The sequence below is a fragment of the Nocardia sp. NPDC003999 genome (genome assembly GCF_053604885.1).
Map to the genome: position 1 here is coordinate 123,192 of NZ_JBSGIB010000002.1, position 12,849 is coordinate 136,040.

The 12,849-nt window shown below is 69.3% G+C and carries 12 protein-coding genes; 4 read left to right on the top strand and 8 right to left on the bottom strand.

The genetic code is table 11. The annotated features are described in order from the left end of the window. Window positions 1–45: 45 nt before the first annotated feature. Both ACWESM_RS04735 and ACWESM_RS04740 read right to left on the bottom strand, forming a co-directional pair. Window positions 46–1,173 carry a transglycosylase family protein gene (locus ACWESM_RS04735; RefSeq protein ID WP_397278519.1) on the bottom strand — a complete coding sequence of 376 codons (1,128 nt, stop codon included), beginning with the start codon at window positions 1,171–1,173 and terminating at the stop codon, window positions 46–48. Window positions 1,174–1,380: 207 nt separating this feature from the next. Continuing rightward, window positions 1,381–2,208: a TatD family hydrolase gene (locus ACWESM_RS04740; protein WP_452490973.1), complete on the bottom strand. Its 828-nt coding sequence runs from the start codon at window positions 2,206–2,208 to the stop codon at window positions 1,381–1,383. A 71-nt stretch (window positions 2,209–2,279) separates the two neighbouring features. Here ACWESM_RS04740 and metG point away from each other — a divergent pair, with 71 nt between their 5' ends. Beyond that, a complete protein-coding gene (gene metG / locus ACWESM_RS04745) occupies window positions 2,280–3,866 on the top strand; it encodes a methionine--tRNA ligase (protein WP_355074551.1) in 1,587 nt (528 codons plus the stop codon). Between the two features lie 211 nt (window positions 3,867–4,077). After that, entirely contained in the window at window positions 4,078–4,746 is a 669-nt protein-coding gene (locus tag ACWESM_RS04750) for a TetR/AcrR family transcriptional regulator (protein ID WP_355074553.1), read from the top strand. A gap of 131 nt (window positions 4,747–4,877) precedes the next feature. Here the strand turns inward: ACWESM_RS04750 and ACWESM_RS04755 are convergent, their stop codons facing one another. Next, the gene (locus tag ACWESM_RS04755) at window positions 4,878–5,630 is read right to left on the bottom strand and encodes an isocitrate lyase/PEP mutase family protein (RefSeq protein ID WP_364428878.1); all 753 of its coding nucleotides are present in this window, start codon (window positions 5,628–5,630) and stop codon (window positions 4,878–4,880) included. 78 nt (window positions 5,631–5,708) lie between these two features. After that, entirely contained in the window at window positions 5,709–6,557 is an 849-nt protein-coding gene (rsmI, locus tag ACWESM_RS04760; protein WP_379250804.1) for a 16S rRNA (cytidine(1402)-2'-O)-methyltransferase, read from the bottom strand. A gap of 341 nt (window positions 6,558–6,898) precedes the next feature. Between rsmI and ACWESM_RS04765 the strand changes: the two genes are divergently transcribed. Then, window positions 6,899–8,524, top strand: a complete 1,626-nt coding sequence (locus tag ACWESM_RS04765; protein WP_452490974.1) for a dolichyl-phosphate-mannose--protein mannosyltransferase — start codon at window positions 6,899–6,901, stop codon at window positions 8,522–8,524. A gap of 4 nt (window positions 8,525–8,528) precedes the next feature. On the opposite strand, the gene ACWESM_RS04770 is transcribed toward ACWESM_RS04765, so the two are convergent. Continuing rightward, entirely contained in the window at window positions 8,529–8,888 is a 360-nt protein-coding gene (locus tag ACWESM_RS04770) for a GntR family transcriptional regulator (protein WP_355074559.1), read from the bottom strand. Window positions 8,889–8,896: 8 nt separating this feature from the next. Next, a complete protein-coding gene (gene arcA / locus ACWESM_RS04775) occupies window positions 8,897–10,153 on the bottom strand; it encodes an arginine deiminase (RefSeq protein WP_355074561.1) in 1,257 nt (418 codons plus the stop codon). Window positions 10,154–10,289: 136 nt separating this feature from the next. On the opposite strand from arcA, the gene soxR reads away from it, so the two are divergent. After that, complete coding sequence (gene soxR, locus ACWESM_RS04780) at window positions 10,290–10,778, top strand: redox-sensitive transcriptional activator SoxR (protein ID WP_067795363.1); 489 nt, start codon at window positions 10,290–10,292, stop codon at window positions 10,776–10,778. On the opposite strand, the gene ACWESM_RS04785 is transcribed toward soxR, so the two are convergent. Together ACWESM_RS04785 and ACWESM_RS04790 are read right to left on the bottom strand one after the other, a co-directional pair. Then, window positions 10,747–11,637, bottom strand: a complete 891-nt coding sequence (locus tag ACWESM_RS04785) for an SDR family oxidoreductase (protein ID WP_356963855.1) — start codon at window positions 11,635–11,637, stop codon at window positions 10,747–10,749. The two genes, soxR and ACWESM_RS04785, sit on opposite strands and share 32 nt — an antisense overlap. Before the next feature lie 63 nt (window positions 11,638–11,700). Further along, entirely contained in the window at window positions 11,701–12,828 is a 1,128-nt protein-coding gene (locus ACWESM_RS04790) for a glycosyltransferase (RefSeq protein ID WP_364428865.1), read from the bottom strand. Window positions 12,829–12,849 lie beyond the last annotated feature (21 nt).

Below are 12,849 nucleotides of genomic sequence, written 5' to 3' on the forward strand. Positions count from 1 at the left end.
ATCTATCAACCGGCATACCCGGCCTGCCGCGACGTCTCCCCCGCGTCAGCTGATGCCGAGGCGACCGGTGCAAGCGGGCCAGGCGCCCCAACCCTGCCGCTGCCGGGTGATCTCCGCGATGGCGATCTGTTCTTCCCTGGTGGCCAGGTCCGCGCGGGGGGCGTACCGCAGCCCGCCCTGCCGCTCCCAAGTGCCTTGGTCGAACTGCACACCGCCGAAGTAGCCGTTGCCGGTGTTGATCGACCAGTTGCCGGTCGACTCACAGCGGGCCAGCGCGTCCCAGATCGCGCCGTCGCGCACCGGGGGCACCTCGGTGCCAGGCTTGGCGCCCTTGCGGACGGTCTTCGGCTTCGCCGCCACGGTGACGGTCGAAGCGACCGGTTTACGGTCCACTTCCTGGCCGTTGACCATGGTGACCGCGAAGGTGACGTTCTGCACGCCGGGAGCGCCGGGCGACTCCACCACCGTGCGGCTCATGTTCATCTCCGGGTCTTCGATGACGTTCTCCGGCGGGTCCAGCGGCATCGTCTCGGTCTGCTGTTCGACCCGCTTGCGCGTCACGGTGACGTGCAAGCCGTTCGTCAGGGGCGTGGCCGCGGCCGGTTCGACGGAGTCCTGCTCGAGCAGCGGGATGCCGGTTACCTCGAGGAATTTGCCGACGGTGGGCGCGGCGGCGCGCACGTCCACCGGATTGCCGATGCCGTCGACCAGCGAGACCACGCGCGGAGTCGCGATGGTCAGCGTCCCGCCCTGCAGCGGGAGCCGCTCCTCGCGGGCGGGCGAGACGTACACCTCTTTCGGGATCTTCAGCTGTTCGAGCGCCTCCCCCGCGGTCACCCCGGTGGTCCAGACCTTCTGCGTCATACCGTCGACCGACAGGTCGACCTCTTTCGCGCGGTTGAGCGTGATGGTCGCGCCGTCGGCGATGTGCGCGGCCAGTGCGGGCGCCACCTTGTCCCGGTCGGTCACCGCGAAGCCCGCGGCCTTCAACACGCCGCGCACGTCGCGCGACATCGTGGTCTGGAAGAGCTTCTCGCCGTCCACGACGACGGTCACCGTCTTGCGATTCACGATCGCGAGACCGGCGCCGACGATCAGCGTCAGCAGCAGTGCGCCGACCGCGATGTACAGCAGCGGCGAACGCGACTGGTTGATCCGCATGAAGGGGGACATGGTCACAGCACGATAACGAGGGGGCAGGGCGCCGACAACAGCAAGCTCCGGAACAGGGCCTTTTCAATATCACGATCGAATATCGACCCCGCAGGTAAATCACAAAACGGAACGCCGAAAGTGACATAGGACACATTTCGCATACAGCGATGCATTCCGGGCATCCGTGACGCCCTCGGGTACGCGCCCCTTGGCGGGCGCCCCCGCTCAGATCCGGTAGACGCGACGCGCGTTGGCGGTGGTGATCTCGGCCAGTTCCAGCGGATCCTGCTCGCGCACCTCGGCCAGTGCCCGCACGGTGTACGGCAGGCAATACGGCTCGTTCGGCGCTCCGCGGAACGGATGCGGGGTCAGATACGGCGCGTCCGTCTCGACCAAAATCTGGTCGTCGGGCACCACCTTGGCCGCCTCGCGCAGTTCGTGCGCGTTCTTGAAGCTCACCGTCCCGGAGAAGCTCAGGATGTAGCCCTCGGCCACGCACGACAGGGCCATGTTCGTGTCCGAGGAGAAGCAGTGGAAGATCACCCGCTCCGGCGGACCCTCGTCCAGCAGCACGGTCAGCAGGTCGTGGTCGGCCTCGCGGTTGTGGATCATCAGCGGCTTGCGCACCCGCTTGGCCAGGTCGATGTGCCAGCGGAAGCCCTCGATCTGGGTCTCGACGTCGGCGCAGCCGTCCAGCTTGCCCGGCCAGTAGTAGTCCAGGCCGGTCTCGCCGACAGCGACCACCCTCGGGTCGTCGGCCAAGCGCTCGAGCTCGGCCTTCGCCTCGTCGTCGAGCGCGTTCGCCCTGGTCGGATGCAGCGCGACGGCGGCGAACACCCGATCGTCCCAGTGCGCGGCCCGCACCGCCCACCGCGCGGCGTCCAGATCGTCGGCGACGGTGACCACCCGGCCGACCCCGACCGAGGCGGCCCGGTCGACGATCGCGACGGTCGACGCCTCATCGGTCGCGCCGCAGGCGTCCAGGTGGGTGTGCGCGTCCACGATCGGCGACAGCGGCTCGGGCAGCTCCGGCGCGGAACGCTTCGCGCTCATCGGCGGCCACCCCGCGGCGCGGACGCGGGAACCCGCGAATCGGCGAGGGGCATATTCACGCGAGCGGAAGAATGCACGCGCATTACAGTAGACACACCATGAGCGAAGTCGACCGCCCCGCCTTCTACATCACCACGGCCATCGCCTATCCGAACGGCGCGCCGCATATCGGGCATGCGTACGAGTACATCTCGGCCGACGCCATCGCCCGTTTCAAGCGCCTCGACGGCTACGACGTCTTCTTCATGACCGGCACCGACGAGCACGGCCAGAAGATGCAGCAGGCCGCGGCCGCCGAGGGCATCCCGGTGGAAGAGCTCGCGGCCCGCAACTCCGACGTGTTCGAGGCGCTGGACAAGACGCTCGACATCTCCTTCGACCGGTTCATCCGCACCACCGACGCCGACCACCAGGCCGCCAGCGTCGCCATCTGGGAGCGGATGCTGGCCAACGGCGACATCTACCTCGGCAACTACTCCGGTTGGTACTCGGTGCGGGACGAGGCGTTCTACACCGACGAGGAGACCACGGTGCTGGAGGACGGCACCCGCATCTCCACCGACTCCAAGACGCCGGTCACCTGGACCGAGGAGTCGAACTACTTCTTCCGGCTGTCGGCCTACCAGGACAAGTTGCTGGCGCTCTACGACGAGCATCCGGAATTCATCGCGCCGGCGACCCGGCGCAACGAGATCGTCAGCTACGTCAAGGCGGGTCTGAAGGACCTGTCCATCTCGCGCACCACCTTCGACTGGGGCGTGCCGGTGCCCGACCATCCCGACCACGTCATGTACGTGTGGGTGGACGCGCTCACCAACTACCTCACCGGCGTCGGCTTCCCGGACACCTCCTCCGCCGCCTTCGGCAAGTATTGGCCCGCCGACGTGCACATCATCGGCAAGGACATCACACGCTTCCACACGGTGTACTGGCCCGCGTTCCTGCTCTCGGCCGGAGTGGAGCTGCCGAAACGCGTATTCGTGCACGGATTCCTGTACAACAAGGGCGAGAAGATGTCCAAGTCGGTCGGCAACGTGGTCGACCCGCTGGAGCTGGTCGACGACTACGGCTTGGACGCGGTGCGGTTCTTCCTGCTGCGTGAGATCTCCTACGGCCAAGACGGCAGCTACAGCCACGAGGCCATCGTGAGCCGGATCAACAGCGACCTGGCCAACGAGTTCGGCAACCTGGTGCAGCGCAGCACCAAGCTGGTCGCGCGCGACTGCGGCGGCGTGGTGCCGACACCCGGCGAGTTCACCGACGACGACCGTGCCCTGCTGGATCTGGCGGGCGGTCTGCTGGAGCGCTGCCGGGCCGAATTCGACGCCCAGCAGATGCATTTGGCGCTGGAGGCGATCTGGCTGACCCTGGGCGAGACGAACCGGTACTTCTCCGCGCAGGCGCCGTGGGCGCTGGCGAAGTCGGGCACCCCGGAGGATCTCGCTCGCGAGGCCACCGTGCTGTACGTGACGCTCGAGGTGCTGCGCATCGTCGCGATCCTGGTGCAGCCGGTGCTGCCGGGGTCGGCGGGCCGCATCCTCGACCAGCTGGGGCAGCGGAGCCGGACGTTCGCGGACATCGCGACGCCGATCGAGCCCGGGTTGGCGTTGCCCGCGCCGGAACCGGTGTTCCCGAAGTACGTCGAACCGAAGGACTGACCGCCTCCGGCCTGCCGTAACGGTAAGGCGCACAACACTTTAGCGGTGTTCCACGGCGACATGCCCACGAGTGGATCCACCTGCCTTCCCGCCGTGGAATGTGTTGTCGGATAATGAAACACCGGTTCGCGGCCTGGCGACGCCCCGGACCGTGTGCGATCGGTACGACGACGTTCCGTTCGGAATCGGTTCCGGCACAGAGAGGGCACACATGGGCCAGCAGCACGCGACGGCATCCGTTCACCGGTCCGGTTTCGCCGAGCGGCATCGGGCGGCACGCGAAGCCGTGCTCACGTCGCAGCGCGGCAGGCTGGTCGAGGCGATGGTGGAGTCCGTCGACAACAAGGGATACCCGGCCACCACCCTCACCGACATCGTTGCCAGGGCGAGGGTTTCGCGGACGACCTTCTACGACCACTTCGCGAACAAAGAGGAGTGCTTCGCCGAGGCGGTGCACACCGGCGTCGACATCATGGCGACCCGGATCGTGGACGAACTCGCCCAGCTGCCGCCGGACGCCGACGCCTACGCGAAGATCGAGTCCATCGTGGTCACCTTCTGCCAGACCGTCGCCACCGAGCCCGATTTCGCCCGATTGGTGCTCGTGGAGTCGTTCAAGGTGAACCAGGAGGCCGTCGGCTACCGCGACTTGGCCGTCGACCGGTTCGCCCAGCTGTACCGGGTGTTCTACGACCAGGCGCGGGCGGCGGACCCGACGCTCCCCGAACTGTCCGACGGGCTGATCGCCCTGATCCCGGACGCGATCGGCGAGCGCACGCGGCGGGTCATCGTCTCGGACGGACCCGCGCGCGTGCCGGATCTGGCGCCGCTGTTCGTCCAGTTCGTCATGAGCGCGCTGGGGCTTCCCGTTCCCTCCTGAAGGCACGGCGACCGTCACCGGGATGGCGTCCTCGCGCTACCCGACGCACCGCCGCCCCACCGGTCACCCGGTGGGGCTCGGGCACCGTCGTCGCGGCGACCGGATACCGCTCACACAGCTGTTCCGCGATGTCACTTCCAGGGGTCGAGCAGGGTATTGATCTCCTTGGTCAGCGCGGCCTGCAGGAACGGACCGAAGGTGATCCGCGCGACGCCCTGGTCGGCGAGGGCGGCCTTGTCGGCCTGATCCGGGAGGACGGTCGCGCTGATCGGCAGCGGCAGCTCGCCGGTCAGGCGGCGCATGTCGGCGTCGGCGTGGCGGCCCACCGGGAACAGCACGTCCGCACCCGCCTCGGCGGCCAGCCGCAGCCGCTCGATGGCGCGGTCCACCCGGTCGGCCTCGTCTCCGTCCTGGCGCAGGAGCAGGTCGGTGCGCGCGTTGATCACCAGGTGCACACCCGTCGCGTCGGCGGCCTTGCGCAGTCCGTGCACGAGGTCGGCGTGTTCCTGGCCCGTGCGCAGGCGCTTGCCCTCGCTGTGCACGGTGTCCTCGATGTTCAGTCCGATCGCCCCTGCCTCGAGCAGGCCCTCGACCAGCCGCGCGGGCTCCTGTCCGTAGCCGGACTCGATGTCGACCGACACCGGGACTTCCACCGCCGCCGTGATCTGCCGTACCCGGGTCAGCGACTCGTCGAACGTCATCCCTTCGCCGTCCGAGCGGCCGATCGAATCGGCCAGCGGATGACTGCCCACCGTCAAGGCCGGAAAGCCCGCCGCCACGGCGACTTTCGCGGACCAGGCATCCCACACCGTCGGGAAGACGCCCGGATCACCCGGCACGTGCAACCCGAGAAACGTCGTGGCCTTGCTCTCCAGAGAAGTCATACCGATGATCATGCCCGCCACCCAGCTTCGGGTCGACCACCCGCGCGGAGCGAACCGCACAGCCGAAGTCGCGGTCGGCTAGGAAGTGCGGCGCGCGGCGAGAACCGCGTCGTAGAGCTCGCGACGCGACACGGCGTGGGCGGCGGCGACCTCGGCGCAGGCGTCTTTGAGGCGCAGGCCCGCCGCGGTTCGGGATTCCACGGCGTCCACCAGGTCCGCTGGATCGGCGGCGGCGGGCTGGGCGCCCGCGAGCACCACGGTGATCTCGCCGCGTGCGCCATCGACGGCCCACTCGGCCAGTTCGGCCAGGGTCCCCCGGATCACTTCCTCGTAGGTCTTGGTCAGCTCCCGGCAGACGGCGGCGCGGCGGTCCGGGCCGAGGATCTCGACCGCGTCGGCCAGGCAGTCGGCGAGCCGATGCGGCGCCTCGAAGAAGACGCAGGCGCGTGGTTCGGTGGCCAAGGTACGCAACCATTCCCGGCGCTGGCCGGATTTGCGCGGCGGGAATCCGTCGAAGCAGAACCGCTCCACCGGCAGGGCCGACAGTGCCAGCGCCGTGGTCACCGCCGAGGGTCCGGGCAGGCAGGTCACCGGCAGATCCCGCTCGACGCACGCCGCCACCATGCGGTAGCCGGGATCGCTCACCGACGGCATGCCCGCGTCGGTCACCAGCAGCACCGTACGGCCGTCGGCGATCTCGTCGAGCAGCATCGGAATCCGGGCGGTCTCGACGTGATCGTAGAAACTCACCACCCGGCCGGAGATCTCGACGCCGAGCGCCTTGGCCAGCGCCCTGGTGCGGCGGGTGTCTTCGGCGGCGACGACATCGGCCGTCGCCAGCGCTTCGCGCAGGCGCTGCGAGGCATCGCCGACATCACCCATCGGCGTCGCCGCGAGCACCAGCCCGCCCGCCGTCTCGTAAGCCACCGCACTCCTGTCCGCATCACGTATCCGGCGACAACCGCCAACCCGCAGCCTATCCACCGACGCCACCGGCCCCAGCAGATACCGGCGGCAACGAGGTTCGGCCGCACCGGCGGAAGCAATCCCGCATGCCTTCGAGACGAATCTCACTCACGCCGGCAGCCGACCGCGAATCCGCCGGGCCCGTTCTCGACACGTACAGCCGATCTCGTGAGCACATGGGTAACTCACCGGGTACGCCCAAAACTACAGCGGCACTCACGCAGGACCTGAACGCGAATCCCGAACCACCCAACTAGTACGGCCTGAAGACCCGGAGAGGCGGAGGAGCATACGATCGGGGCGTGACCCAGGTGACCGACCAGCGCGCGACCGCACGGTTCGGAACCGTGCCATCCTGGTCGAGCCCGGGGCCGCTGCGGCCGCCACGCGACTTCGGGCCGACCGACCGCGCGCGCGGCTGGCTGGTGACCGCGTTCCTCACCGCGATCGCGGCGGTGACGCGCTTCACCATGCTCAACTACCCGACCGACGCGGGCACCCCCGTGTTCGACGAGAAGCACTACGCTCCGCAGGCTTGGCAGATGCTCACCGGCGGCTGGGTGGAGGACAACCCCGGCTACGGGCTGGTGGTGCATCCCCCGGTCGGCAAGCAGTTCATCGCGATCGGCGAGGCGATGTTCGGCTACAACGGCTGGGGCTGGCGTTTCACCGCCGCGCTCGCCGGAACGGTGCTGGTGCTGCTGGTGATCCGGATCACCCGGCGGATGACACGCTCCACCCTGATCGGCGCGATCGCGGGCATCCTGCTGATCGCCGACGGGCTGACCTTCGTCTCCTCGCGCATCGGCATGCTCGACATCTTCATGGCGTTGTTCGTCACCGCCGCCTTCGGCTGCCTGATCGTCGACCGCGACGACGTGCGTGCTCGGTGCGCGCGCGCCGACGCGGAGGGCCGGATCGGCGTGACCGACTGGGGACCGCGCCTCGGGGTGCGCTGGTGGCGCTTCGGCGCGGGCCTGCTGCTCGGGCTGGCCTGCGGAACCAAATGGTCCGGAATCTATTTCATCGCCGCCTTCGGCTTGATGAGCGTCTACTTCGACCTCTCGGCGCGGCGGCTCTACGGGGTACGCCGTCCGTGGCTCGGGGTCGCGCTGCGGGACATCGGGCCCGCGCTGTACGCGCTGGTGCTCGTGCCGCTCGGCATCTATCTGGCCAGCTACTGGGCCTGGTTCGCGAGCGAGACCGGCGTGTACCGGTACATGCCCGGCAATCCGTCCGCGCCGACGGACCCGATCGGCACCGGAGGATTCTGGTCGCATGTGGTGCCGGGCGCGCTGCGTTCGCTCTGGTACTTCAACGCCAGGTCGCTGGAATTCCACACCGAACTGACCAATTCGGCGGGCAACCATCACCCTTGGGAATCCAAGCCGTGGACCTGGCCCATGGGCCTGCGCCCGATGCTGTACTACTACGCAGACAGCGGCGTCACCGGTTGCGGGCAGACCCAGTGCGTGAAGGCCGTGATGCTGATCGGCACGCCCGCCATTTGGTGGGTGGCTTTTCCGGTGCTGGCCTGGATGCTGTGGCGCGCGGTGGTCCGTCGCGACTGGCGCCACGGCGCGGTGCTGGTGGGCTACGGCGCCGCGCTGCTGCCCTGGTTCGCCACCCTCGACCGGCAGATGTACTACTTCTACGCCGTCCCGATGGCTCCGTTCCTGGTGATGGGCGTGGCGCTGGTGCTCGGCGACGTGCTGGGCCCCGCGCACCCCAGCACCATCCCGCGCAGCCCCGCCGGGATCTACCTGCCCACCCCGCCGAACGAACGGCGCAGCCTCGGACTACTCGCGGTCTGCCTCTACCTGGGCCTGGTGATCGCCAACTTCATCTGGCTGTGGCCGATTCTCACCGCGCTACCGATCACCCCGGGCAACTGGCACGACCACCTCTGGCTCCCCAGCTGGAGATAAGAGGTCAGGCCTCGAGTGCCGCCTGCACATAGCGCAGGGCGGTGGCGTCGTCCAAGCCCAATCTGCGCACCGTCGCGACGTAGGCGGTGGCCGCGCGACCTGCCACGTCGCGGGTCGGGTCTCCCGAGGAGGCGATGAACGAACCCTGCCTGCCCCGGGTTTCGACCACGCCGTCCGCCTCCAGCTCGCGGTAGGCGCGTGCCACCGTGTTGGGGGCGAGGCCGAGTTGAGCCGCAAGAGCGCGGACGGTCGGGATCTTGGTTCCTGCGGTCAGTTCGCCGGAACGCACCTGGGCGATGATGCCGAGGCGTAGCTGCTCGTAGGGCGGCACAGTCGAGTCGTGCGAGACGGTGATGGTGAACATGCCCGCGCTCACAACTCGTCGCGGGACAGCGGGCAGGACAGGCAACGCGGGCCGCCCCGGCCGGAGCCGAGTTCGGAGCCGGGGATGCGCAGCACCTCGATGCCTTCGTCCTCCAGCCTGGCGTTGGTCATCTCGTTGCGCTCGTAGGCGACCACCACGCCGGGCGCGAGCGCGAGGGTGTTGTTGCCGTCGTCCCACTGTTCCCGTTCGGCGGTGACGCCGTCCAGGCCCGTGTCGATCACCCGCAGCTTGCCGATGCCCATCGCCTCGGCGGCCGCGGGCAGGAACGGGTCGGGACCGCTGATGCCGACCCGGCCGCTGCCGAGCCGTCCGCCGTAGTCGTCGGCCTTGCGGATGGTGAAGGCGCACAGCGATTCGCGCACCGCCGGATACATCACGACGGCGTCCGCGTCGACCATGGTGCACACCGTGTCCAGGTGCATCGTCGCGCGGGTTTGCGCGATCGGCACGACGAGCACGGTGTGCGCGAGGTCATCGTCGAACAGGCTGCGCGCCAAGGCTTCCGCGCCGGCGGGCGAGGTGCGCTCGCCGACGCCCACCGCGACCACGCCCTCCGAAAGCAGCAGCACGTCGCCCCCTTCGATCGGCGCGGTGTGCGATTCGTACGCCCGGCGCACCCCGAGGAAACGCGGATGGAACGCGTAGATGAGATCGGTCAGCGAGGTCTCCCGGCTGCGGGCGGGCAGCGCGAGGGAGGTGATCGCCACGCGCGGACCGACCCAGAACGAGGAATCCCTGGTGAACAGCAGATTGGGCAGCGGATCGATGACGAAGTCGCCGCCGTGGTGCATGCGGCGCACCAGCGAGGTGGCGTCGGGCCCGAACGGCAACTCGTCGAAGGTCATCCCCGCCATGAGGATGTCGGCCAGTTCCCCTGCGGGCACGCCGCGCAGGAAGGCGGCCAGTTCGTCGGCCAGCGTGTGTCCGAGCCTGCGCGCGTCGACGGCGGCCGAGATGCCCTGGATCCGGGCGGCGCCGCTGACCTGGATGGTCTCGGCGAGCAGGTCCGACAGCAGCAGCACCTCGGTGCCGCGGCCACGCAGCACTTCGGCGAACGCGTCGTGCTCCTGCTGCGCGCGCTCCACCCACGGGATGCCGTCGAACAACAGCTGATCGTTGTTGCGCGGGGTCAGCCTGCGCAGCTCGTTGCCCGGCCGGTGCAGCAGCACCGTACGCAGCGTGCCGACTTCGGACGTCACGGCCAAACGCGCACCCTCCCGCGCGGACACAGCATCTGCTCCCATGATCGAACCGTAGTGCGCCGCGGCCGGAAGAGCACGGAAATCCCGGCTTCGGCGTGCGGATCGGTGCGCGATCGCCGAATCCGGTCCCAGCACACCCTAACCTCAAGTATTGTTGAGGTGATTGGGAGGAGCGTGCATGTCGACAGCAGCCGATTGGCGGGCGAAGGAGCTGACCCCCGGGCAGCTCTCCGAGCGTAGTGGAGTCGCGGTCTCCGCGTTGCACTTCTACGAACGCGAAGGGCTCATCACGAGCAGACGCACCAGCGGGAATCAGCGCAGATATGCCCGCGAGACCTTGCGCCGCGTCGCGTTCATCCGCATCTCCCAGCGCGTCGGCATACCGCTGAGCGAGATCAGGGCGGCCCTCGATCAACTACCGGAAGGCCGCACGCCCACCCGGCGCGATTGGGAGACCTTGTCCACCACGTGGCGCGCCGACCTGGACGACCGGATCACCCAGCTGATCCGATTGCGCGACAGCCTCACCGGCTGCATCGGCTGCGGCTGCCTGTCCCTCGGCACCTGCCGCTTGGTCAACGAGCACGACCGGCTCGGCGCCGAAGGTCCCGGCGCGCGCGTGCTCGACGTGCAGCTCAATTGCCCGTCGAAGCCAGCAGCCTGCTGAACCGGGCACTGGTGCGCCGCATCGCGAACTCGTAGGGAAAGGCGAACTTGCGCTTCCACCAGTAACCGAAGCGGATGTCGAACGAGCTGTAGATCAGGAACCGGTTGCGTTCGATCCCGCGCAGGATCGCCGTCGCCACCCGCTCCGGCGGCACCGCGTGCTCGGTGAACGCGGCGGTGAGCCGCTTGATCTTCGGGTCCTCTTTGTTCACTCCGACCAGCTCGACGCTGCGCACCAGCGGCGTGTTCACCGCGCCGGGCGCCACCAGATGCACCGTGATGCCGTGTTGCGCCAGATCCACCCGCAACACCTCGGATACGCCGCGGATGCCGAATTTGCCCGCGCTGTAAGCCGCGTGCCAGGGCAGCGCGAGCAGGCCCGCCGCCGACGACACGTTCACCAGCGCGCCGCCCTTGCCCGCGCGCACCATGGGCGGCACGAAGGTCTCGATGACGTGGATCGGCCCCATCAGGTTGACCTCCACCATGCGCCGCCAGTGCTGGTGCTCCAGGTTCTCCACGGTCCCCCAGACCGACGTGCCCGCGATGTTCATGACGACGTCCAGGCTGCCGAGTTCGGCGTGCGCCCGGTCGGCGAAGGCGCGCACCGCGTCGTAGTCGGTGATGTCCAGCGCTTGCGCCAGAGCCACACGTCCGCCCGCGGCTCGGATGTCCGTCACCGTGGCGTCCAGGCCCTCGGCATTGACATCGGTGAGCACCAGTTCGGCGCCGTCCGCGGCGGCGGCCAGCGCGGTGGACCGGCCGATGCCGCTCGCCGCGCCCGTGACCAGAACCTTCGCATCGCGCACCGTCGTTCGACCCGCTCGCCCGCGACCTCTACCCAGCACTGCGCATCCCATCTCGAATCGCCGAATCGGTTCCCCGCAGGGTAGTCCAGTCGGCGGCCGCCGACCGGGACGCCGCTAACGACCCAGAACCGCGAGCATGCCCGCGACGGCTCGCGGCCAGGTGAATTGCTCGGCCCGGCTGCGCGCGGCGCTGCGCCTGCGGGCCTGCGGCATGGCCAGCACGTCGCTGACCGCCCGCGCGAACGCGGACGGATGGTCGGCGGCCACCGCGCCGCAGTCGGCGGTCACGATGTCGGCCAGCGCGGAGGATCGGCTCGCCACCACGGGCGTGCCCGCCGCGAGCGCTTCCAGCGCCGCGAGGCCGAAAGTCTCGTGCGGACCGGGCGCCAGCGAGACATCCGCCGTGGCGAGCAGTTTGGCGACCATCGCGCGCTCGGCGATGAAGCCGGTGAAGTGCACGGCGGGCACCCCGCCAGGCAGCGGGGCCAGCGTGCGGGCCCGCCGCTGCAACGCGTCGCGGCGCGGGCCGTCCCCGGCGACGATCAATCGCGCCTCGATACCCGCCGCCCGCAACGCGCCGACCGCCTCGATGCTGCGATCCACCCGCTTCTCGACCGACAACCGGCCGCAGTGCACCAGCAGCGGATGACCCGGCACCCCCAGATCGGCGCGCAGCCTGCGATCGCGCCGGTGCGGGTTGAACAGATCGAGATCGACGCCGAGCGGGACCAGCTCCACGTTCCGCGCGTCGATGCGCAGGAACTCCTCGCGAGCGAAGCTGGTGGTGCACACGACGATGTCGTAGTCGGTGGCGGTGTGCCGGTTGGCCACATCGGCGCAGCGCCGCGCCACCGGGCCGGGCAGTACCTGCCCCAGCAGCCGGTCGAGCCGCTCGTGCGAGATCATCACGCCTGCCACGTCGCGCCGCCGCGCCCAGCGGCCGAATCCGCGCAGCGTCAGCCGGTCGGAGACCTCGAGCACGTCGGGCCGCAATCCGTCCAGGACGTCGGCCACCCGGCGTGGATCCGCGGCACGGTAACCCCCGGTCCACGGAATGGCCAACGCGGGCAGTGTGATCCGTACGACGCCGGTGGGCAGGATCTCCTCGGACCGGCGCGGGCCCGGCACGATCAGTACCACATCGTGTCCCGCGGCGACGTAACCCTCGCCCAGATGGTGCAGCGCCGTGCGCAGCCCACCCGACCGCGGGCCGTAGAAGTTCGCAAGCTGAACTATGCGCACGTGGCCGATCGTGCAGCGGAT

Coding starts and splice junctions, on each gene's coding strand:
- ACWESM_RS04755 (WP_364428878.1), bottom strand. CDS start 5,630: ATGACTTCTCTGGAGAGCAAGGCCACGACGTTTCTCGGGTTGCACGTG.
- arcA (WP_355074561.1), bottom strand. CDS start 10,153: ATGGGAGCAGATGCTGTGTCCGCGCGGGAGGGTGCGCGTTTGGCCGTG.
- ACWESM_RS04785 (WP_356963855.1), bottom strand. CDS start 11,637: ATGGGATGCGCAGTGCTGGGTAGAGGTCGCGGGCGAGCGGGTCGAACG.
- ACWESM_RS04770 (WP_355074559.1), bottom strand. CDS start 8,888: ATGTTCACCATCACCGTCTCGCACGACTCGACTGTGCCGCCCTACGAG.
- soxR (WP_067795363.1), top strand. CDS start 10,290: ATGTCGACAGCAGCCGATTGGCGGGCGAAGGAGCTGACCCCCGGGCAG.
- metG (WP_355074551.1), top strand. CDS start 2,280: ATGCACGCGCATTACAGTAGACACACCATGAGCGAAGTCGACCGCCCC.
- ACWESM_RS04735 (WP_397278519.1), bottom strand. CDS start 1,173: ATGTCCCCCTTCATGCGGATCAACCAGTCGCGTTCGCCGCTGCTGTAC.
- ACWESM_RS04750 (WP_355074553.1), top strand. CDS start 4,078: ATGGGCCAGCAGCACGCGACGGCATCCGTTCACCGGTCCGGTTTCGCC.
- ACWESM_RS04740 (WP_452490973.1), bottom strand. CDS start 2,208: ATGAGCGCGAAGCGTTCCGCGCCGGAGCTGCCCGAGCCGCTGTCGCCG.